The following is a 22457-nucleotide window of genomic DNA, read 5'->3' on the forward strand; positions in this document are numbered from 1 at the left end:
ATACAGGTCACGCACTAAACCTGTTTTTATTGGCCTGCAATGCCTGCCTTATCACCCCGCGATCCGTCCCAAGAACAAACATAGATACCCCCTGCTCCAACCAGGCTTGGTAGTCTTCAGTGGCTCGGGGAATTGCACAAAATTGTGCTGGGCTTGATGCAACAGCCATTGCAATCTTTTTTAATGAATCTTTCACCAAGGGATGTTGTGTTTGCCAGGGCACACCGAGAGATGCTGATAAATCTGCTGCGCCCTCCAGAATCACATCAACGCCATCCACACGGGCTAACTCCTGACAATTTTCAACACCGTTTTTATCTTCAATCATTAACACCACACAAACACTATCGTTTACATTCTGATTGCGCATGGCGAGTTCATCAGATTGAAAATTCAAATGGCGGTGCACACTTAGCCCCCGATCACCTTCCGGCGCATAGCGACATAAGCGCACGGCCATTCGTGCCTGCTCTGCCGATTGAATACGCGGAAACACTATGCCACTGGCTCCCGCATCGAGTATGGGCAATACCAAATGGGATCGCGCCAATGGAACCCTGACCAATACAGCCAATCCGTGGCTGCGAGCGGTCACAATCATATGATCCAAGGTTTGCATATCCGTGAGGCTATGTTCCAGATCAATGATTACAAAGTCGTAGTTTGCAACAGCAATAAACTCCACTAGCAATGGTGATGGAGTAAAACAAAAAATCCCCGACAGCGGCTCTTTGTTATGAACGCGCGCGCGCAACCCACTATACATACTCCATTACCTCTTCCACTGAAATAACCATGGGATTGGGCAGCAATACATAACTCGCATCACTATCGGCATGTTGAAAAAATCGTGTTATCAGGTTGGCTTTGGCAATTAAGGCATCCCCTTTTAATAATCCCCCAATACGCCGTTCAACTAATTCTAAATCAACCAGCTCCGAATTAACGCTAGTGGAAAAACGCTCCAAGGTTTTTCGCACCATTTCCCATAACTGCTGTTCATTGAGGCCAAATCGGCAAATCTGATAAATCACTTGCCCGAGATGATTCACAAATAAACAATAATTGAGCCGCTGCCAGGTTTTATTTTCATCGTGTAACACACTGGTCAGGGCTTTTCCTTGCATTCCATGCAGCAGGCTTTGGTCCCACATCCCTTTAATTAATTTTGTACCTTCCAAATCCCGCAATATGACACCAACAGGCCATCCACTTTCCAATTTTACAACCACATTTTGTAGATGCGGCTCGCACACAACGCCCTGCTCGAAATAGGCAGATAATAGCGGCTGCACAAGATGACTGAGATATAGCGAAAACCATTCAAGGGCAACCTGGTTGCCTTGCGAGGTACCCTTGATTGCGCCCAGGGAGTTAAAACATTTTTCTAACCAGGATTCCCCTTTATGGTTATCTCCAAATAAAGTTGCACTCAACACATTCTGAATGTTTTGTGAAAATTGAAATGGTTTGGCATCACGAAAGATGACACCGAAATGGCTACGCAAATCCGCCTGAACATTTTCATCCGCATGCGGAATATCAGCGGATAACGCAAAAGGCTCCAGTACAAATTCAAAACCCGGAAACTGCTTTTTCATACCAACCACAATAGGCGAAAGAATGTTTGTCAACTTGACCGCTGCATCAAGTTCATAATAAGCGTTCTTTCTCACACTATTGGTGATTCGCATACTCAGTGAACATTTTAAAAAATAGGGGAAATCAGCATTATACAAGGTGCGGACGGATATGGTGGGCTTAAAATAAATACCCGAAGCGCCAAGGTATTTTACTACTCCCTCTTCAATACTTTTATGAATGGGGGCATGCTGCAATAAGTAGTTGGCTTGCCAGGGGTGGCAAGGCACAAGGCTCCATCCAGCGGGAATATCATGACGGGACACCTGCGCCATTTGCTCAACTAAAGGTTGTATTTCAAGCTCACTGCTGTTTGCCACCCACTGAACCTGGGGAGACAACGCAAAATAATGCAATTGGAACGCGCTGCCAAATTCCGGGCTATAACGTAAAGATTCTGTTGCAGAGAATCCTTGCCGACATTTAGGCGCAGGATGAAAGCTATGACCATAAATAAGCGCAGATTCTGACTCGATATAATCGCTGTAGTGTTCTGCGCCGACATCAAAACAACGGGCGACACTTTGTTGAATAAACTCCGTGCTATTTTGTATTTGATCAAGCATTTCCTGCTTTACCTTAGCATTCTGGTAACGCAGGCAAAGCTCCTCCACTATCAATGTGGATAGGCTTTTCCATGGCAATAATTCAAAAACCGAACCGGCATTAAAATCGGCAATAGACAACGCAGAGGTATAAATATAATTTCCAATTGCAGAGCGATTCGCAACCTTAACTGACAAGCGCTTTCCGAGCTGTGGAAACTTGACAAGCAACATTCCTGCAGGGCCTTTCTCAATTTTATTCGGGATAAATTCCAACAAATCATTTGGTATCGCAATTTCTCTGACATAACAATTGAGTAGCGCTAATGCCGAATAGCGGTAAGCAATCAGGTCAATGGATTCAGGGGCAAATTTATTCATGATGTGAAACTTCCATGATGGGCTGCGAAGAACTAGAGAATGGCTGGGAAAACAAGGGGTTTTTAACCCGATTAATGCGAATAGAGGATTCATTTTGCAGTCGCCGCTTGGTGTGGGCTTCTACAATCACGTACTCAGACTGGAGATTAAATAGTTGGAATTGTTTATGTTGCTCAGGAAAATCGCGCTGATAACCCATAATGCAATCGTTGACTAAACGCCAAAATGTTGATTCAGCAACCTGGTAGTGAAGGTCAAAAAACAATGCAACCTCTGAAAGGTTCATTGAAAAAAAAGCGCTATACAAAAAGTTTTTCACATCTTCGGGTTCGCTGGCACTAATGTAAGAACTGCTATTGCGCGCAAGGTGCTGCCGGGGTGTCGCACGCAAAATAGTTAAGCATTCACTGTGGGTTACCTGGTCTTGAATAAAACGCACACCATCATGAAAATCCTTAAAGGCTACGCGGATGGGCCAGCCATCTTTATGAATAAGAATCATATTTTGGGCGTGGGACTCCAAGGCAACACCGTGGGCATAAAGCAGCCTAATCAGCGGCAGCACACTCACTGTTAATAGCTGCACCAACCACTCGTAAACCCCATAGCGGGCAACCCAATTTTGAATTACCGGTAGTGCATCACGATCCATTTCCGTCAAACCGCTGAATGGGATAGCTCGCTCATCGGCTGTTAAATAGGGGTAAAGACTTTCTCGCCACAGACATGCGATTTGCCCGGAGGCAATAGCCTCACACGCGGATGAAAAGCTAATTGCCTTAACCTCCCTGAGAATAATTGGATTGAGTTCCTTCGCTAAATAACTATCCTCAGCAACCAAGCGATGCAGCCAGTCACTAATAACCGGTGCATTAGCAATTGTATGTTCCGCTAAACCTCTCGCGGTGGAGGTATTGACAATATTCAACGCGAGCTTTGCGTAATGCACCTCAGGGCGAACAGCATTAGCGAGCGTACGGATAGATTGTTGCGGGCGATATGTTTCAACTCCCTCCCCCAACAAAATAATATTTTTCTGATGAATATCGGCCGTATAAAGCGGCAACAATTGGTTTAACCACTGCCAGGGGTGCACCGGCATAAACACATAGTCGTCAGGGTTGCATCCATACCCCCTGAGCAAAGTATTAAATTCTATTAATTGATCACCTAACTGCTGCTGGTAAAAATCCAATTCGTTTAGTGAAGGCGAAGCAATCGACAAACAATTTAACTTTCTAAGGGCAAGCCAAACCAACTTAATATCCGGTGAAAACTCCGGGCCATAATGAAGATTATCGACAGCATCAAAACCAATACGCGATTTATAACAAGGATGATATGGATGTGCCCTGAGCAAACCGCTTTCGATATCGTCATAGGGCATATTCCTCAGCAATCGAATAGCTTGATTATCGGCACCATATGTATATTGCTGATTGGCATAAAACAAAGCAGCCGTATCATTTGCGAGTGTATGATCTAGCTCTTGAATAAAGCGCTCCATAAACTCTGCAGCTATAGTAAAACTGGCTGCTATTTCACTGAGAAACTCACGCACGGATACAGCTTCACTAACCTGACCGGAGCATGTGCGCAATACTGGTTCAGCACTGAGCTCAACCCGCCCAAAGCTTGCCCTACGGTAGCCTTTGCAGCTATAAATCACTGGCTGTCCATTTTTGGCAACACCCTGCACGCTGAACTCAATAAGGCTGGTTGATAGTTTTTTTTCTGCATACTTAATTGTGTCTTCGTACACCAGCGCCTGTATTAATTGCTTAAACAAACGTCGCCTGCTCTGGATATATTCTTCTGTGTGAAAAAGATGGGCACTGCTTGCATCAATCAAGATTTTGGTTAAAAAATTCATTAATTACCTCTCTCTTCCACACAATGAAAAGGATTTGTCACACTTCCTGTTGCACTTGGCATCCCCATCATACGGGTTCGCTTAATCAAACAAGGCAATAAGATTTGTCGCGATGGCCACAAGTGACTATCTATAATCTCCTTGCGCAGAATGGCTTTTGACATAACCGGCAAATTCATTTCATTGAGAAGGTTTTCAATCACAAACTTTAGTTGCCGCCAAAATTCAGCCATAGGTATGCCGTAGGCCTGTGACAAAGCATCTGCAATTGCGCGCAAATTCACTTGAACGCCCAAGGTTAAAAAATAACTGAGCAATTGCTGTGGTGATAAACAAATCAAGGAGTTCGGTGTTGACCAATCCATCTGGTAATCAAGCAGGGGAATTTGTTGTTGCTGCAACCACGGAGGAAAGATGCGTAAGGTATCGTGGTCACGTAAGGTTAATTGTTCCACGGCGATGGAATTAAATGTAACCAGAATATTTTGCCCGTGAACTTCAGGCATCACGCCATGACTAAAGCAATGGAATGAAAACTCACAAAACAATCTGGCAATTGCGGTAAATGTTTGCAGGGAAAATTCAGCTATTGAATGGTCTGTAACATACTGATGATACAACCACTCAATGGCAGGCACCTTGCCTTTGGTTGCTACCGCAAGAGCCGACATGGGAATTAAAGTTTTACCATCAGCTTCCGGGTAACTCCGCAACAGACAAGATAGGAATCCGGATCGGTTAGATAGCTCAGACGTATTCTCTGGTAAGAAAGCCAGCCATTGGCTTTCATCACACAAATTTATTTTTCCCCTCTCCGGCATTCGCGCAATTATCGCCGCCAACATTTGCTGCGCTTGATAACCGTTAAATAAATAGCGGGACGGCAGGATACGCAATGCGCCCAAACACAATAGCGCCAAGGGCAATTTGGCGTGCACTGCCGTTTGGTGATTGGGAATTAGTGATCTACCGGATGCAGTGGGCAAGAAGCTTCCCAGGGATTCTGTCACCAATATTATCTGACCATCATTAATTTCGGGATCAAACTCCTTTTTTAAATGCATTTTAAAATGCCAGGGGTGAACCGGAATAAGCGTATATTGTGTACAGTCCAGAGCAATGTTTCTGCATGTATTAGATAAAGCGTTTTGTTCTGTTTCGTTAAGCAACTGCTCTGCAATTACCATTCCTTGGAGTTGGGCATTACCTACAAGATAATTATTGTTCACTGCAACCCAGGTTAAACCAAACCCTTCACTGGTTTCCGTAGAGTATTGCCGGAAATTCTCTGCACTCCACCCCTTTTTTGACTTTGCCAAGGGATGGAATGGGCGATCACGCAGAGCCGATAACTGTTCCCAATGATGCAAGGCAACATGGTGCTGCCAGCAATTTTCAATGATGATGTCGAGATATTCTGACGACCATGTCGATTGCGCCTGAGCTAAGGCCAAATTTTGCATGAAATCATCCAGCCCACTCAGGTCCGGCAAGGAATCTTCCGTGGCGTATTGCACCAGACATTTCATCAAGGCCAGTGCGTCATTAATTCCGGTTATTGTGCGCGCACCCTGCGCACAAAAAATAATTGGCCCCCGGCTTAAACGGCAGACTTGAACATCAACCTCTGTGGTTACACGTGCGACAAGGCATGCCCCGCTTTGCAGTTCATACGAATAATAATGCTCATTCTCCTGCAGCAAAAAATCAGGTAGCTCTATCGAAAAATTGAGCGTTCGGCTGATTGTGAAGCGTTCCTGCAGAGCAAAAATATTTTCCATTACCAAACCGTCAAAAAGCTCCTTTAGCTTCGCTTCTGCAACGAAACTTTCTTTGCGATTTTCAACCGGATTTTCCATATGAATATTCATTGTCATTTCCATCTCATTTAAACTGCCAAGGATACATCGTACTCAGGAGTACAAACTGCAGGCGTTTTTTTGCGGATAAACTGGGGAATAAACTGCGCATCACCCTGTTGCAGAGTTGCTCGCCACTCTGCGTTATAAACCAGATCCATATAGCGATCACCGCGATCAGGAAAAAGAGTAGCAATACAACTGTCTTTAGGAATATGAGGAATTAATTTCTTGATTGCAGCCACCACAGAACCTGATGAACCACCGGCAAAAATACCTTCATCCTTAACCAAATCCAGGCAACTTTCACATGACTCCAAATCACTGGCATAAATCACATCATCAATTTCTTCTTTAGCCAGCAATTCAGGCACACGACTCGCACCAATACCCGGTAAAAACCGTTTACCAGGCTTATTACCAAACAACATTGAACCCAGTGCATCCACACCAATCACTTTTAATTCCGGATAGGCTTCACGCAATCGCCGTGCAATTCCCAATATGGTGCCGGACGTGCTGACCCCCATTACCAAGTAATCCGGGCGCTCAGGCAATTGCTTTAGCAATTCTTCGCCTTCACCGTGGTAATGGCTTTGCCAGTTACGTACATTCGCGTACTGATTGATCCACACACCGTTTTGCTTTTCTTGTAATAGTGATTTAACACGGGCAATCCGCGTTTCCAGATATCCACCACAAGCATCACGCTCAGTCACCATTTCAATATGCGCCCCATAGAGCTTCATAATTTCCAAATTGGTTTTGGAAATATTAGGGTCAACCACACAAGTGAGTTGTAAGTCGTGCACACGAGACATCATCGCCAATGCCACACCCAAATTCCCCGAGGTGCTTTCAATTAAGTGCGCCCCCTTGGGAATACTGCCGTCACGCAAACCTTGCTCAATAATAAATTTGGCTGGCCGATCCTTTACGCTGCCGCCGGGATTTAACAATTCCAGCTTGGCGTAAACACGGACATCCTGGTTACCGAAAATGCGACTCAATCGGACTATAGGGGTATTTCCGATGCAATTAGCGATGGACAATGAGTTCATTATTTTATCTCCCTGGTTCGTGGGTTATTGGTTCGTAGGTTATTGGTTTGTGGGTTATTGGCTCGTGGATTAATTGTTACTGGTGATTACAAACAGCATGAAACCGTAACCCTATGATTGGCTCTGCGTTATGGAGAACCTATTGCACAATGACTTAATTCGCAGCTGATTAGTTTTTTTCTTGTAAGGTCAACTGTGTCGCCCCGGAAAGTAATGTGCTTTTTGTTTGCTTCTCAGTCACACAGAAAGCAACAAACGCAGAAAGTAAAAATAAACCTGAAACCCAGTACAAAATATAAGTCACTGATACCCAGGGAATTAGTATTGCCACTAATAGCGGGCCAACAATTTGCCCAGCCAGCAAATACTGTTTTGCAAGCCCAACGCCCGCCCCCGGCAAGGCATTATTTTTATCGAGTGTCAGCGCATAAAATATGGTTTGTGCGAGCGCGGAAAAACATGCACCTTGAAAAAAACGTAATGCAACAATTAACCAAAGGTCGTGGATAAATGGCAGTACACCGATTGAGATTGCACAACCTAAAGCGGCCAGAAAAAAATTGCGCCGTGGCGAGTAGCGATCATTGGCCCTACCCCACCAGGGACCAAAAAGCATGGTGGCCGCCCAAGCCCCCGCATGGATCACTCCCGCCGATGTTGCCAAGGGCAAACCCTGCACTCGACCTTCCAGAAAAAGCACAAATACATTAACCAATGCAAAAGCCGCTGCTTGCGATAAACAGGCAGCAATTGCCCAATATTTCAAGGCGGTATTTTTTTGTACGATTTGACCGCTGTTATTGTCGGTCAACAATTGAGAAGCACCGGATACTGGGGGTTGTTTTATTTTTATCGGCTCTTCCAGTAGCCAAGGCGCTACGATTGCAGCCATGCCAGCAAAGCTAGCGATTAGAACTAAAAATAAAGGCAGCGACCAAAAATCCATCATGGCACCACCAATTGCCGGCCCGGCCAAAGAGCCTAGTGCTGCAGCACTTTGCAATAAGCCCAGCGATTGCCCCCGCTGTGACGCCAAGCTTGCCGCACAGGAAAATGCCGTTAGCGTTAAGCTCAAACCCGCCGCGCCTAACAATAAACGCCCCATTAAAAAACCGATCATGGACTCACTCAGCGCCATTAAAAACATACTCACTGAAAACCCCGCCAGAGCCATAACCACCATAAAGCGATAGCCATACCTATCGCAGGCTGCGCCCATTTTTTTTGAAAATAATATTCCGGTAATGGCTGGCGCTGCGAGTGCAACACTGGACCAATAAGGTTCGTAACCTTTACCTATGGTTTCCAAATATAAGGGCATAATCGGTACCATCGCCATAAGCCCCAATGTCGCTAGACATTGACAACTACAAATGAAGAAAAAATGGCGATGGTAATCCGACCAGAAGCGCATAATTAAATCCTTAGAATAACGACAAAGCAGTGCCGGCTGATTGACTTCTTGCTAATTCGTAAAAATGGCGCGCACACGCAATATCATCTACTGCCATACCCATTGCATTTAATAAAATAATTTCTTCATTATTTTCACGCCCCACTTTTCTATTGGTGACTAACTCCCCCAACTCAGCGTGTAATTGCTCTTTGGAAAAACGCCCTTCAAGCACTAACTGGTTAATAATTTTCTTTTCGCGATTACACTGCTCCCAATCGTCAACCACAACTTTATCGGCGCGCTCATAAACCTCTTTATGAACATCCATAATGGATACATTACTGATGAATGCCCCTGGCTTTATCCAGTCGTATTCAATGTATGGAGAATCGGTCACCGTACAGGTTACAACCACATCGCCTTGCTTTACGGCGTGTTTGGCGGAATCCATTGCATGGAAATGAATGTGCGGATAATTTTCACCAAACTGACGGGTAAAAATTTCAGCGGCATGAGGGTTAATATCAAATAGATAAATATTTTCGATAGCAGGAAATTGTTCGATCAGCGTAACAATCTGCATTTTAGCTATGGGGCCGCAACCAACACAGGCCACGGATTTGAATCCGGTTTTTGCCAGATACCTGGCTGCGATTGCAGTGACCGCCGCGGTGCGCATACCGCTTATCAAACTCCCTTCTAAAATCGCGATGGGATAATTTGTATTTACATCATTAAGAATGATGACAGCACTTGCACGGGGCAATCCAAATTTACGGCCATTTGCCTCCCGGCTACCCACCCATTTAATTCCCGCCGCCGGCGTATTGCCGCCAAGATAGCAAGGCATAGCAATAATGCGATCTGCAATATGATTTGCCTCAGGCCAACGCAAATAAGGTTTAATCGGCTGAACCACCTGCCCTTCAGCGTGCTGAATTAAACCCTGGGTAACGGCAGTAATGTAATGATGGCTGGATGCTGCCCCCAGCCCCACCAAATCACTTTGACTTAAATACAAAAGCGGTTCAGGTGAAATTGAAGAAGCGGAAAGTAACAAGGCATTATTTTGAGCGGACATTGTTTGTCATCCTTTGGGATATTCACTTTAAACAAATGATAAGTATTTTCATTTGAGAATCTATACCCAACAAAATAATATATCAATGTGTTTTTGCGATTGAAGTGAATTTTGTCGCCCAAAAACAGATTAAAAACAAAAAAATATTTTTAATAAATAAAAATTAAATTAATTTAAACCAGCACAAGATTAATCACCGCTTCTACAACACATAGAGCGACACCGCTAATTTAATTTATGGATTTTTTAGGGCTTCACATTCGTGAGCATAGGAAATAAGAACTCACATTCGCGAGTGTAAGGAAAAGTGTATTTATGGCGCTTCGTGAAATGAAAGTAACTTACTTATTATTTTTATCATTACATAAAAAATATAAACGGCTTAACGAATTGAAGGTTTCAATTCGTTGCGTTTACTGCAGAAACATTTTCAGCTTGTATTGACGATAAGTTTGTTTTATTGAAAGGCGTAGCCAATTAAGGCTGCGCCTTTCTTGTAAAATCCATTACCAGTTATGGGTAAAGCTTAGCTTCAACACCGTTCCACTTGCAGGCAAATGACTGGTATTGCTATCGCTACGCAAAAGTTGGCTGTAGAGAGGATAGTAATAGTGGTTAAGAAGGTTTTCCACACCCATCGCAACACTGCTTTCGTCATCGATTTTCCAGCGGGAAATTAAATCGACTGTGGCATAGCCATTCGTATCCCTGCGGCTGAAACTTGCAACGCCGTTAAGTCGGTAATCTTTTCCTTGAAATGCCGTTGTTTGGAGTTTATGGCTCCAATTTTCTGAAGGCCGATACTCGACATAAGCAGTAAACTTTAACGGCGGAATACGGTTGCCTGGCATGTCCTGATACTGGCTGGAATTTTGTGGCAATTCCTCACCTTTCATCCAGGTAATAGTTGAACCAACACTCCAGCGCTCGTCATCGGTAAAATAATCAATGCCGCCCTCAACACCAAAGATTCGCTCTTTGGTGCGGATCAGCCGAAGACCATTATTAAAACTTTGCACGCCGCCTAAATCTGATCGGGACTCAAATACACTCAAGGTTGCCAGCGAATTATCCCAGCGCCCCCGCCAACCCAATTCGGTAGTATCCGTTTTTACCGCCTGCAAATTTGAACTATTGATATTAAATGCAGGTGTTGCATTGCGAACCTGCAAACCAATATCTGGCAATTGAAAACCCTGGCTAAACGACGCATAAATTTCATGCGCCTTGGTCAAAGAAAACACCGTGCCGGCATTATATGTCCATGCATCGTAATCGACTGAGCCGCCCGCAACCGTTCCGGGATTGGCTAATTTGGATTGTGATAAGGGGATGAAGTCGTCGAAGCTTGCCTTGGCACGGTCGTATCTTGTTCCTGCTTCGATTGACCAGCGCTTATTAACGCGATGCTCCAATTGTGCAAACGCACCTGATGCATCTGTTGTCACTTCCGGCATATAAATAAGTTTGCCTGTTTTTTTGAAAACCAAGCCGCCACTTGCGTCGTAAATCACCGGATCAAAAATATCCAACGGCATATCAGTGACTTCATTGTGAAAATCGCCACCCCACACCAGTTGGGTAGTTTTGCTCTCACCAAACGGTGATTTGATCGTCAAACGCCCGCCATAGACTTCAGAGTTTTGCATTGACTGATCAACATTACCGCCGCGCACAGCAACTCTGCGTGCATCAAATGGCGCAAAGCGGGTGAAAAAATCCCGATAATAAAGTTGTGCCGCAAGCGTATTACCCGCGATATTGCGGTGTTCGTAATCGACACCAAAAAGTGTATTCTGGACGCGATTTTGCTCTTTCAGATCAAGCCCTTTTATCGAGCGAGCGGGAACACTATTTGGTGGCAGTGAAGCAACAGATGGATCAGTGGCATAGTCAGTATCTTGTTGCACATCGTAATAACTGGCCGACAATTGCAAACGCTGATCTGCATTTATTTTAAAACCGAGTTTTGTCGCGGCACTGTAAATATTTGAATCAAACATATCGCCCTGGCTTGGCTCGGGTGCAATGCGATTTCCTTTTGCATCAAATGATCCACCCACATGACGGGCACCAAGGCTCAGGGTGTAATCCACCGCTTCACTTGCTGCTGAAATGTAATGCTGGACTTCACCACCCAATCCGGAAGTGCCAATTTTTGATAAAGGTACAACACCGGTAATTGTTGTTCGCGCCTGGGTTTCGCCTTCGGGTTTACGCGTGCGAATTGAAATAATCCCACCCGCCGCTCCACTGCCATAAATGGCGCTACTACCACGCAACACTTCTATTTGCTCCACATCGGCAAGGTTGATGTTGGCCAGGTTGCGTGAAGAACCGCGGTTAGTATTCAGCGGCACGCCATCCACTAGCACCAATGTCTCCCTGCCTCGCAATGTCTGCCCATACTCGGTGATGGTGTGGGTCGAATCGCCCATTCCTGCGATTGCTTTTCCAAGCAAGGTGGCAAGACTGTCCGAACCTTGACGTAAAGTGTCCAGCTCTTCCTTTTCAATAAGCGTCACTGAGCGGGATGGTTCTACAACATTACTGTCGGTACGCGCGGTAACTATTACCGGAGGCAGGGCTTTCACTGCTGGCAGCGCAGGTTTAGTTTCAATGGTGTAATTGCCTTCCTCCAGTTTAACAACGCGCAAATTGGTCTCACTCAATAAGTGCGAGAACCCCTCCTCTACTGAAAATGCGCCCACCAACCCAGCGCTGTTCAAGCCCTGCAAATGATCGCTATTGAGACTTAAATTAACGCCAGACTGACCGGCAAATGCCAGCAAAGCGGATTCCAATGACCCCGCGTCAATGCGATAGGTTTTTACTTCCTGAGCAGAAATATTTTCTTGTGCCCATGCGCTGGGAACCATGGTGACATTGGCGATAGCCAAGCCAGTACAAATAACCAGGGCGGTATGGATCGCTGTATTGCGCGGAGTTAATCGGCGAGCAGGAAAAAGGGTACGGTATTCAAACATCGGTTATATCCAAGTCAAAAGTCAGTGAACGAAGTTTTCAAAAGACATGACAGGCGAAACGCAAAAACCGGACACCCAAAATGGAATTTTTTAAAATTTATTGGCGAGGGTTGATTGTCACCCAGTAACGGGTGCGCGCATCAATGGTCACAGGCAAGGTATCGGCGAGCAAGCGGAGAACAGTGTCAGTATCCGTGAGCCGGAAAACACCTGTTACTCGCAATTCACCAACAGCGGGATTGCAATGCAGCAAGCCGGGCCGGTATCTGGCCAGCTCTTTAGTGAAATCCGCAAGGCGCATTCCTTGAGCGTAGAGAACGCCATTTCGCCAAGCACCCGCACCGGATTGAATGGGGGTTATTGCATCGATAGACCGGGCTGTGAAGTTCACTTCTTGCCCTGACTCAACAATTATTCTGGATTGACTATGGCGGGTTGTGATCTCGACCGCCCCTTCAAAGACGGACAAGCGCGTGCCTGTCTCGCCGTGCCTGACCACAAACTCCGTACCAAGAGCGCGCATTCGACCATTATCGGTTTCAACCAGAAATGGTCGGCTTGATGCGTGAGTATCAGGTGCTGTTCGCACAAAAATTTCGCCGGTTTTATGCTCCAGCAGGCGCTGCAAATTATCAAAATTTACATTCAGCGCCGTGGCGGTATTCAATACAACGACACTGCGATCCGCCAAGATAATTTCGCGGCGCTCACCGGTAGCCGTGCGATAAAAGTTCGTTTGATTAGCCTGGTAATATTGGACGCCAAACCATGTAGCGGCAGGAATAAACAACGATGTGGCAACTGCGCGAAGGAACCTGCGACGGGATGCCAGCTCACGCGGTCGATCAAGCACAGACATCCCTAATTTAGGCTCAAGGCGATTAAATTGGTCGGCAAGCAACTCAGCGTTTTTCCACACGCGCTGATGCTCGGCACTCTGTATCAACCATTGCTCCCATGCATTTTTCTCAGCATCCGACAGGTTTTTGCTGTGCATGCGCGCCAACCAATCGGCGGCTTCATCAATCACCCGGGAGGTAAGCTGTTCATCGCTGTGATTATCCACTTTCATTGGTCAGTCACTGGCCAACATTAAACGCAAACATTGGCGGAACCCCTGCGCCATATAACGGGTAACGGTGCGCACGTTCACGTGCAAACGGGCAGCAATCTCCTCATAAGTAACCCCTTCCAATTGGGACATAAGAAAGGCGGAGCGAACTCTGGATGGAAGCTCGGCTAGCAGCACATCCAATTCGTGCAACGTCTCTAAAACAATAACCTGCTCTTCAACAGATGGAACCAAGGGTTCCGGTAATTGCTCAAGCGTCACCATAAACGCCCGCTCGAGCGATTGGCGCTCGTAATAATTGATCATCAATCGCTTGGCGATAGTAGTGAGATAAGCTCGTGGTTCATTGACTTCAGGGGGCTTGTTGGATTGGGATTTAACCCACACCCGGAGAAAAGTGTCATGGGCTAGATCGGCCGCCGTAGCATGATCGCCCAAACGGCGCCGAAGCCACCCTTGCAGCCAGTCATTGTGCGTTGAATACCATGCATCGAATTGCTGGTTTGATACAGCGTCAGGCGGCACTGAGGTTCTCCCATACTAACCAACAATTAAGCAGGGCAATTGTTGATAATGATTATTGTTTAGCATCTTAATTAATTATCAAGACGACAACAACCACCTGTTAGCAGGGATTACTTGTCTAATCCAACGACAGGTACTAGTAGAGGCCGATCGGTGTCACCCGAAAGAACAGAGCAGCACCCTTCACCTAAATGAGCTGAAGCTTAGTGAACCTCACAAGCAAAACTGCTCGCCACCTCAATATCACCTGCTTTGTAGATAGCAACACTCGGCCAAGGACATAACGGCCTTGAACGGGTTTTGCTCCAGTCGGCAGGGAGGGATTTATTCTCAGGGTTCACTGTGGCGATAAGGGTTGCAGGTGCCTCGCCTTTTTCCACCCATGCCACCAGTGCACCAAAGGCGTCGAACTGATCTGTCGCCGGGCCGCCACTGCAATGGTTCATACCGGGCACGACAAACAAGCGTGCAAAATCTTGTGCTTGGCCCGCATAATTTTTATTGAGCTTTTCATACCATTCCACAATATCCACCGTGGTAAATACCGGGTCGCTTTGGCCGTGGTAAATAATTAGCTTGCCGTCGTTTTTGTAGAATTTTGTAAGCCGTGGATTATCCACATCGGGCGGGGTCATATATTCCATGGCAGACTTTTTAAATTTGCCGTGAGTCGCGTAAATTTTTGGAGCATCGCGGTCAAAATCAAATTCGCTTAAAAACTGCAGCAACTTCTCGGGCGTACCTTCCACTTCGGTGGCGGGTGTCGTGAACAAATAAGCGAGTGAGCCCGCGCCCATGGTGGCAATTAATGGATGGTTATTCCACGCGGGAATGGGGCTTTCAAATTTCCAAAAACGCCAATCATCATCCGCGATACCTGCGTCATACCACCAATGATTGTAAAGCGATTGGCCTTTGCTGTTCTTCGGGCCACTCATCATGCGGGCGAAGGATTTTATTTGTACATCAGTCAAACAGCTGGCCGTTTTTTGTTTATCACAGCGCAGGCTATTGATATCAAAAACATCCTGACAGTGGCGAACTTTATTGACTAAACCATCTTTGATACCATCCAAACCATCGCACATTTCAATGACTCTATTTGCCAACAATTTCATATCACTACGACTAAACGCGTTGCGCAATTGTGGATCAACTTGCTGGGTACTTTGTATATCCCACGCATGTTGCACCGCCGATTTTGGCAAATTAAACCCGGGGGCGCCCACCAAAATCCCATCAAACATATCACCGTAACGGCTGGCCGCAACCATGCCGTGACGGCCACCGTTAGAACAGCCCGCCAGATAAGTATAAGCGGCTGATTTGCCATAAAGAGCCTTGATAAGGTGATGGGCAATAGGTGTCATGGTTGCAGTTGCGGCGTAACCATAATCATCCCGCGCTTGCGGATCCAAACCAAAACGATTACCCGCCGCCAAACCATATTGCTGATTTTCTGCAGCGTTGCCCGAGTGGCCCGCATTGGTACTTAACACCGCATAACCCTGCGCGCGCGCCGAACCACCCTCTGCGGGAACCACAGTGCCGTCATTTCCGCCATTCATTTGATACACAAAACGGCCGTTCCACGACAAAGGTAAACGCATTTCAAATTCAATGCCGTAATGTTTACCGTCGATACCAGTACGTGAATTGACAATACCATTCAGCTGACAAAAAGCGTCTGCTTCATTCACTTTTGCATTCTGCACAACCAAGTGCAAAGACGATGGAAACTTATACTCCATTAAAGCAGTACAATTTTTTGCAGATGTAGCAGGTGCGGCCCATGCAGGTGAAATAGATGTTGCAAACAATAAACTGACTAAGATTGCATTGCGATTAAAAGCAAAAAAGCGATGACAAAAAGAATGCTGCATGTAGATCTTCCTTTATAACTTTATAACTTTATAAGAATGCAAAAAATATAATTATTCATTTATATACCCATGAAAAGTAGTATAACCAATCCTGTAGAATCAATGATGTAAAAATTGCACGCGACAAAACACAATTAGATTTCTTATCACCTATCAATGGAGCAATAAATGATTCGACATATTCTGTTAATAAAATTTAAAGCCTCAGTACAATCGTCACAAATAACTGCCGTCAAAACGCTGTTTGAAACCATGCCAGATAAAATTGAAGGTGTTGTGGATGTGGAGTGGGGCCTGAACGATAGCCCTGAAGGAATGAATAAAAACTTCACCCATGCAGTATTAATGACATTTGCCGATGAAGCTGCCCGCGCGCGCTATTTACCGCACCCGCAGCACGAAGCTTTAAAGGAGGAATTTGTACCACTGCTGGACGATATTATTGTATTTGATTATCCGGTGTAACCCGCAACACCAACGACATGGCACCGGGAAGGCGCGCCATGTCGTGGTTGTCTTGAGCCTTCAAAAGCACACTATTGAGCAGATGCATCCAGCGAGTGGATGTAAGCTACAACATCTTTCAGTGCCTGCTCATCCGCCAGAGTTTTGGCAATTGCCGCCATCTGTTGACCAGCAACATCGCGTGGATCTGCACCGCGCGCTCCCGCCCGATATTTTTGCAATTGTTTTAGCAAGTACCAATCCGCCTGCCCCGCAATACGCGGCGCTCCCAGATCGGCATTACCTTTGCCATCAGCTCCATGACAGGCTACACAGGTTGCAAAATACTGGGCCCCGCGCTGTATATCACCTTTGACCGTCGCTGGTTGTTTCACGCTAGGCAACTTCGCTACATGATGGGACAGGTGCGAAATATTGCGCATACGCTCTAGCTCCGGCTGGAGGAAATCAACAGCGGCGCGCATGGAAATGCCATCCACATCCTTAAAGTGCGTGCCACGCAACCCCACCAGAAATTTCTGCAATTGCGTTTGTACATAGGCGTGGTCCAGCCCCGCTAGCGCAGGTGCGCCCAATGCAGCATCGCCACCTGCATCACCGCCGTGACAACTGGCGCAATGCTGGCGATAAAGCACAACGCCACTCTCCGGTGATGCCCACTGCCACACTTGCGGCTTGAATGCATACTGCTCGTAGTACTTGGCGTAGGTCGCCTCATCCACATTATTGTATTTAAGGGCAAGCCCTGAAGCCCGGAGCTTAAATACCATTTGCGATTCGCTATCAAACTGATCAAGTAAGCCCTGCAAAGCCTTTAGCTCTGATGCACTTGGCTCCCGGCGCAGGTCGCGCCAAACTTCCAATAACGCCGTGGCCATTAACGGCAAACGCTGATCTGGCAGGCGCTGCCAGCTCGCGATGGTTTTTGTGAGATCGCCCGATTCGCCCGCAAGCATCTTCCGGGTAAGCATGTATTCCGGCGTTTGTTCCAGTGTGTCGAAGTGTTGGAAAAAACTGCCTTTGACAGCAACATCCGCGCGATTTAGCGCCGCCCAATAATGGTCGCCATGGCGCAAGGTTGCCAGGGTAAAGGCTTGTGCCAGCCATGAGTCGGATGGCAGCTGCGTGCGTAAACGCAATAATTCTTGCGCCGCCACTTTGGATGGTTTTTGTTGTGCGACTGCAATAAGCGCCCAAAGTCGGGTTTTAGCATCTGCATCATCGAGGCTGGCAGCTGCCGCCACCAAGTCAGCGGGAGAACCGCTTTCCAACAAGGCTTTCACCGCATTTTTGCGTGTTGCAGGTGATGGGTGTTGCAATGCGCGCTTGATGGCCGCGACATTTGTTTTGTCCGCCATGGTGAACTGCCCTAAGCCTTGCAAGGTCCAGATAGCATGAATGGATTGCACATCCAAACCGATGGCATCGATTTTGGGTTCAGCCAACAAAATTTTGCGCAGCGCAGACACTGAATCAAACCGCTTTTCTTGTACCAACTTGCGCTGGGCAGTCATCCGCCAAAATAAATTGTCATTCGCCAGGGTTGCAACCAGCCCGGCGGTATCTGCCTTGCTTAAATCCAGTGGCTTATAGGCAGGCGCGCCCTTGGCCACAAGGCGATAAATGCGCCCGTGTTTGCCGTCGCGTAGCGGGTTTTCGTGCGCATTGCCTTTGCCGACTACCGCATCAAAACCGGCAGATTCTTTAGTAGGAATAGGATTATGCTGAATAATAAAGTTGTACCAGTCAGCAACCCATAGCTGGCCATCCGGCCCTACATCGGAATAAACCGGTGACAACCATTCATCGGTGCTGGTTAATAGGGAACCCTGATTGCTCGCGCGGTAGCTACTACCGTTTTCCTCCAGAAAAAACTGCCCTAACAAATGGGCGGTAGGTTCGCCAATAAACGCACTGCGGTTCCAGAAACGCTCGGGAAACGCGCGAGCTGTATAAAGGTTAAAGCCGGAACCGGCGGTGTAACGACCGTGCGAATCCACCTGCAAAAAATTGTGGGTGATTGGGAAAATTTGGGGAAAGTTATCGATTTTAGCGGCCATGCCTGGCGCCAGCTGCTCGTGCTGACCATAGACATATTTCCGCCACAGCGGCGCATGCCATGCAGGTGCATTGTTGGCAGTGGAACCAAACACTTCAAAATCCTCGCTCAACCCCAAGCCCCAGGTATTGTTATTGAGCTGGGCGATAGGTTCGATGTTGCGGCCATCCACATCCATGCGATAAAGCATGTTTTGAAACTCACCTTGGGTCTCGCTGCGCCCGCCCGAGTAACCCACCGCGCCCCAGATACGATTGTCGTGACCGTAACGGAGGTTCGACGGACCAGCATGGGTATCTTCTATGCCCCAGACACTGTTTAGCACCTGACGTACATCGGCTTTGCCATCGTCATTGGTATCTTTTAAAAACAGAAAATGCGGCGCCTGGGCAACGATAAAGCCACCATTGACCGCGACTATGCCCGTGGGAATATTCAAACCATCGGCGAATACCGAACAGCGATTAGCGCGACCATCACCATCCGTGTCTTCACACATACTGATGCGATCAGAACCCTTGCCATCGGCACGTAATTCATTGGGGTAATCCAGTGATTCCACCACAAACAGGCGGCCGCGCTCATCCCAGGCAAAGGCCACAGGGTTGGCGATATCTGGCTCAGCCACAAACAGCTGCAGCTCAAAATCCTTTTCAACCATGCTCAAGGCCATGGTTTCCTGCGGTTTGAGTGGATGTTGATATTGTGGCGGCGGAGCCACTTTACGGTAGTTGGGAATAGTGCCTCTGTCCTCATACTTGGCCGTTGGCAGGGATTTGGCGAGCGCGCGATTCGCCTTGCGTTTCTCGTCGCCTACGCTCCACAAAATGCCGCGAATCAGCAGATCGTGAAATTCCAACTGTCCCCAAGTCGCTTCGTCGTGACCATAGGCGGTGTAAAACACGCGACCTTTGCCCTGCTCGCGCACCCAGGTCCAGGGCTCCTGGTCGCGCAGCATCAATACGGTACGTCCGTCCTCGTTGTGGTCGCGGTGTACATAGGTTTCATCCTTGGTTTCAAAGCCTTTGTAACCACGGAGCACCGGGTGATTTTCTTGCCCCGGCGCAATACGGGTAGTGAAGGTTTCCAAACCGTGGCTGTGGAAACGACCGCCCACCAACTTCACGTAAGCGTCTGATTTGCTAAAACAGGCGCTGGCGCTGTGTATGGGCAAAAAGGCACCGCCCTGCTCCACAAAGCGCAGCAGGCTGGCCTCTTGTGCAGGCGTAATTTGATCGTAATTGGCGTAGAGCATTACCGCATCAAATTGCGCCAAACCCTCAGCGGTCAGCTGGCTTAAATCCTCATGGTACTCCATGCGAATTTTTTCGCGCCCGAGCGATTGGTTCAACAAGGGAGCATATAAATACGACAGGTGATAGCCCGAGCCTTCACGCTTGTCATGGCCAATAAACAGTAAGTTGATGATGCCTTTTTCGCTGTTTGCCAGAGCGCTATTAAGGGGAAATACGGCGCTGGTAAGCAACAGAATCAAGGTAAACAGTCGTTGGATGGTGTAGTTATTTATAGTTTTCATAGTTATGTCTTTCAGAAAAATAGCGATTACACGATTTACTGCACGAGCGTGAATGCAGGCATGGTCATTAATGTGCCACCCGCAAGCGCAGACTCATGTGCAAGGATTCCCACACAACTGATATTGGCGGACTCTACCGCGTTGGGATAAGCGTTATGCCCTTCCAATACCGCGCGAATAAACTGATGCACCAAATGCGGATGTGAACCACCGTGTCCGCCCCCTTGGGTAAAGCTCAGGTGCTGATTGCTGTCGGCGTCGTACACACCACGTCCGGTGAAGTGACGGATGGACTCAGGCAACAAATGGGCATAATCGGGCACATCTACCCATGCCGGAATTTCTGGCTCGGGTTTGCCCAGGGTATGAATAACTGGTTCTTCGCCCTCGACCAAGGGCCACTCGTAGGACTTCAGCGATCCGTAAACGTTGAAACTCTCACGATACTGGCGCGCCGTATCAAACAGCGAGCGATGGATTTGTGCCGCCACATCGGAATCCTGCAACTGGATATGGCAAGACTCTACCGCAAACGGCGAACCATAGACTTGCGCCAACTCATCGCGGATACGACCCGAACCCACACAGGAGACTGCTTTGGCCAACTTGCGCTCTAGCCCCAACACCGGGCCGACACAGTGAGTGGCGTAATGCATGGGCGGCATGCCTTCCCAGTAGCTTGGCCAGCCGTTCATATCCTGCTGGTGACTTGCCTGTAAAAACTGGATTTTGCCCAGCTCGCCGCGCTCATATAGCTCTTTGACAAACAGGAATTCGCGGCTGTAAACCACGGTTTCCATCATCATGTACACCTTGCCGCTATCGCGCGACGCCTGCACGATACGCTCGCAGTCCTCCACCGAGGTAGCCATGGGCACAGTGCAGGCAACGTGTTTGCCCGCCGCCAATGCCATCAAGGTGTGGCGCGCGTGATCGCCAATGGGGGTATTGATGTGTACTGCATCGACATCAGGGTCGGCGAGCATCTCTTCGTAGTTGGTATAACACTTGGCCGCTATCCCAAACTGCTGTACCAGAGCCTCCATCTTTTGTTGGTTGCGCTGGCAAATAGCCACCACCTCCGCCTGCGGATGAGCCTGATAAATAGGGATAAATTCCGCCCCAAACCCCAACCCGACAAGACCAACTCTCAATTTTTTAGCCGTTAACGTCGCAGACATAGTTCGAATCTCCTGTGATACCTGTTATAGGTTTTTTAAAAGTAGCGTTAAGCGCCTGCCCACCACTGGCGCAAAAACGCCAGGCCATCGCGCGCAAAGTCATCCTGCGTGTTGGCAAAGCGGCGCCAAATACACACCGCCTCTGCCAAACTGGAGGCATCCGGTGAAAAACTTTCAATGCCGATAGTGCCGTCATAACCGATCTCGATCAGCCCTGCGCGCAACCCAGCCCAGTCACTATTGCCCTCACCCGGCACACCGCGATGGCTGTCTGATACTTGCAAATGAATCAGTTTTTCACCCGCCAGAGTGATAGCGCGATGGAAATCAGTCTCCTCGATATTCATATGAAAACTATCCAGTGAAATACCCAGATAGCGGCTGTCCGCCTGCTGCAGAAAACGTTGCGCATCCGCAACGGTATTGATCATGTCGGTTTCAAAGCGGTTGAGCGGCTCCAGCCCCAAATGCACACCACAATTGCCGGCGGTTTGCGCCAATTGTGCAAGGCTCGCGACGGATCTATCCCACTCCGCAGAGCGCAGGGATTCCGTTGCCAGGCGCGCTTTAGCGACCGGCGCGTACAGCGGGCCCACCACACAAGGCGACCCCAGCCCTTCTGCTAGCACAAGACAAGACTCAAAGTAATGAAACGCCTGTTTGCGCGTGGCGAGACTCCCTGCACTCAGGTCGCGCTCTTTGGTAACGGCGGCGCAAATCACCGCCGTTAGGCCCAAGTCCGTTAAGACCGGCTTTAGTTTTTCTACCGAGAAGTGGCTCGGGTCCTCCACCGGCAGTTCGACAAAATCGAAGCCTAGTCCTGCAATTTTTTCGAGCAGTGTGATTTGCTGGTCGGTAAAGGGAGAGGTCCAGAGCCAGGTACTAGCGCCAAATTTCATGGGATCAACGAA

General features: G+C 47.7%; 15 protein-coding genes. 1 reads left to right on the forward strand and 14 read right to left on the reverse strand.

Features of this window, described 5'->3' with window-relative positions; translation table 11 throughout:
* Positions 1 to 7: 7 nt before the first annotated feature.
* The 11 genes from D0B88_RS13910 to D0B88_RS13960 form a co-directional block, all read right to left on the reverse strand.
* Positions 8 to 766 carry an HpcH/HpaI aldolase/citrate lyase family protein gene (locus D0B88_RS13910; RefSeq protein ID WP_151057894.1) on the reverse strand — a complete coding sequence of 253 codons (759 nt, stop codon included), beginning with the start codon at positions 764 to 766 and terminating at the stop codon, positions 8 to 10.
* The gene (locus tag D0B88_RS13915) at positions 759 to 2567 is read right to left on the reverse strand and encodes an IucA/IucC family siderophore biosynthesis protein (RefSeq protein WP_191966440.1); all 1809 of its coding nucleotides are present in this window, start codon (positions 2565 to 2567) and stop codon (positions 759 to 761) included. The genes D0B88_RS13910 and D0B88_RS13915 overlap by 8 nt, the downstream gene beginning before the upstream one ends.
* Complete coding sequence (locus tag D0B88_RS13920) at positions 2560 to 4440, reverse strand: IucA/IucC family siderophore biosynthesis protein (protein ID WP_151057898.1); 1881 nt, start codon at positions 4438 to 4440, stop codon at positions 2560 to 2562. The genes D0B88_RS13915 and D0B88_RS13920 overlap by 8 nt, the downstream gene beginning before the upstream one ends.
* Complete coding sequence (locus D0B88_RS13925) at positions 4440 to 6311, reverse strand: IucA/IucC family protein (RefSeq protein ID WP_191966441.1); 1872 nt, start codon at positions 6309 to 6311, stop codon at positions 4440 to 4442. Before D0B88_RS13925 ends, D0B88_RS13920 begins: the two co-directional genes overlap by 1 nt.
* A 17-nt stretch (positions 6312 to 6328) precedes the next feature.
* Complete coding sequence (sbnA, locus tag D0B88_RS13930; RefSeq protein ID WP_151057902.1) at positions 6329 to 7360, reverse strand: 2,3-diaminopropionate biosynthesis protein SbnA; 1032 nt, start codon at positions 7358 to 7360, stop codon at positions 6329 to 6331.
* A gap of 169 nt (positions 7361 to 7529) precedes the next feature.
* The gene (locus tag D0B88_RS13935) at positions 7530 to 8774 is read right to left on the reverse strand and encodes an MFS transporter (RefSeq protein WP_151057904.1); all 1245 of its coding nucleotides are present in this window, start codon (positions 8772 to 8774) and stop codon (positions 7530 to 7532) included.
* A gap of 10 nt (positions 8775 to 8784) precedes the next feature.
* A complete protein-coding gene (gene sbnB / locus D0B88_RS13940) occupies positions 8785 to 9837 on the reverse strand; it encodes a 2,3-diaminopropionate biosynthesis protein SbnB (protein ID WP_151057906.1) in 1053 nt (350 codons plus the stop codon).
* 506 nt (positions 9838 to 10343) lie between these two features.
* Positions 10344 to 12824 (reverse strand): TonB-dependent receptor, encoded by a 2481-nt coding sequence (locus D0B88_RS13945; RefSeq protein ID WP_151057908.1) that lies wholly within the window; start codon positions 12822 to 12824, stop codon positions 10344 to 10346.
* Between the two features lie 97 nt (positions 12825 to 12921).
* Positions 12922 to 13896, reverse strand: a complete 975-nt coding sequence (locus tag D0B88_RS13950; RefSeq protein WP_151057909.1) for a FecR domain-containing protein — start codon at positions 13894 to 13896, stop codon at positions 12922 to 12924.
* Between the two features lie 3 nt (positions 13897 to 13899).
* Positions 13900 to 14421 (reverse strand): sigma-70 family RNA polymerase sigma factor, encoded by a 522-nt coding sequence (locus D0B88_RS13955; protein ID WP_151057911.1) that lies wholly within the window; start codon positions 14419 to 14421, stop codon positions 13900 to 13902.
* Between the two features lie 203 nt (positions 14422 to 14624).
* Complete coding sequence (locus D0B88_RS13960) at positions 14625 to 16304, reverse strand: tannase/feruloyl esterase family alpha/beta hydrolase (RefSeq protein ID WP_151057913.1); 1680 nt, start codon at positions 16302 to 16304, stop codon at positions 14625 to 14627.
* 168 nt (positions 16305 to 16472) lie between these two features.
* Here D0B88_RS13960 and D0B88_RS13965 point away from each other — a divergent pair, with 168 nt between their 5' ends.
* Positions 16473 to 16769: a Dabb family protein gene (locus D0B88_RS13965; RefSeq protein ID WP_007641522.1), complete on the forward strand. Its 297-nt coding sequence runs from the start codon at positions 16473 to 16475 to the stop codon at positions 16767 to 16769.
* A gap of 71 nt (positions 16770 to 16840) precedes the next feature.
* On the opposite strand, the gene D0B88_RS13970 is transcribed toward D0B88_RS13965, so the two are convergent.
* The 3 genes from D0B88_RS13970 to D0B88_RS13980 are packed head-to-tail and all read right to left on the reverse strand — an operon-like array spanning position 16841 to position 22445.
* Positions 16841 to 20365 carry a PVC-type heme-binding CxxCH protein gene (locus tag D0B88_RS13970; RefSeq protein ID WP_151057915.1) on the reverse strand — a complete coding sequence of 1175 codons (3525 nt, stop codon included), beginning with the start codon at positions 20363 to 20365 and terminating at the stop codon, positions 16841 to 16843.
* Positions 20366 to 20400: 35 nt separating this feature from the next.
* Positions 20401 to 21546, reverse strand: a complete 1146-nt coding sequence (locus D0B88_RS13975) for a Gfo/Idh/MocA family protein (protein WP_151057917.1) — start codon at positions 21544 to 21546, stop codon at positions 20401 to 20403.
* 47 nt (positions 21547 to 21593) lie between these two features.
* Complete coding sequence (locus D0B88_RS13980) at positions 21594 to 22445, reverse strand: sugar phosphate isomerase/epimerase (protein WP_151057920.1); 852 nt, start codon at positions 22443 to 22445, stop codon at positions 21594 to 21596.
* Positions 22446 to 22457 lie beyond the last annotated feature (12 nt).

The sequence above is a fragment of the Cellvibrio sp. KY-YJ-3 genome (genome assembly GCF_008806955.1).
In the GTDB taxonomy this organism is placed as follows: Bacteria; Pseudomonadota; Gammaproteobacteria; order Pseudomonadales; family Cellvibrionaceae; genus Cellvibrio.

Bases quoted from the DNA above. Each gene is read 5' to 3' on its own strand.
- D0B88_RS13960 (WP_151057913.1), bottom strand. From the start codon at position 16,304: ATGCAGCATTCTTTTTGTCATCGCTTTTTTGCTTTTAATCGCAATGCA.
- D0B88_RS13975 (WP_151057917.1), bottom strand. From the start codon at position 21,546: ATGTCTGCGACGTTAACGGCTAAAAAATTGAGAGTTGGTCTTGTCGGG.
- sbnA (WP_151057902.1), bottom strand. From the start codon at position 7,360: ATGAACTCATTGTCCATCGCTAATTGCATCGGAAATACCCCTATAGTC.
- D0B88_RS13910 (WP_151057894.1), bottom strand. From the start codon at position 766: ATGTATAGTGGGTTGCGCGCGCGCGTTCATAACAAAGAGCCGCTGTCG.
- D0B88_RS13920 (WP_151057898.1), bottom strand. From the start codon at position 4,440: ATGAATTTTTTAACCAAAATCTTGATTGATGCAAGCAGTGCCCATCTT.
- D0B88_RS13945 (WP_151057908.1), bottom strand. From the start codon at position 12,824: ATGTTTGAATACCGTACCCTTTTTCCTGCTCGCCGATTAACTCCGCGC.
- D0B88_RS13915 (WP_191966440.1), bottom strand. From the start codon at position 2,567: ATGAATAAATTTGCCCCTGAATCCATTGACCTGATTGCTTACCGCTAT.
- D0B88_RS13925 (WP_191966441.1), bottom strand. From the start codon at position 6,311: ATGAATATTCATATGGAAAATCCGGTTGAAAATCGCAAAGAAAGTTTC.
- sbnB (WP_151057906.1), bottom strand. From the start codon at position 9,837: ATGTCCGCTCAAAATAATGCCTTGTTACTTTCCGCTTCTTCAATTTCA.
- D0B88_RS13970 (WP_151057915.1), bottom strand. From the start codon at position 20,365: ATGAAAACTATAAATAACTACACCATCCAACGACTGTTTACCTTGATT.
- D0B88_RS13965 (WP_007641522.1), top strand. From the start codon at position 16,473: ATGATTCGACATATTCTGTTAATAAAATTTAAAGCCTCAGTACAATCG.
- D0B88_RS13980 (WP_151057920.1), bottom strand. From the start codon at position 22,445: ATGAAATTTGGCGCTAGTACCTGGCTCTGGACCTCTCCCTTTACCGAC.
- D0B88_RS13950 (WP_151057909.1), bottom strand. From the start codon at position 13,896: ATGAAAGTGGATAATCACAGCGATGAACAGCTTACCTCCCGGGTGATT.
- D0B88_RS13935 (WP_151057904.1), bottom strand. From the start codon at position 8,774: ATGCGCTTCTGGTCGGATTACCATCGCCATTTTTTCTTCATTTGTAGT.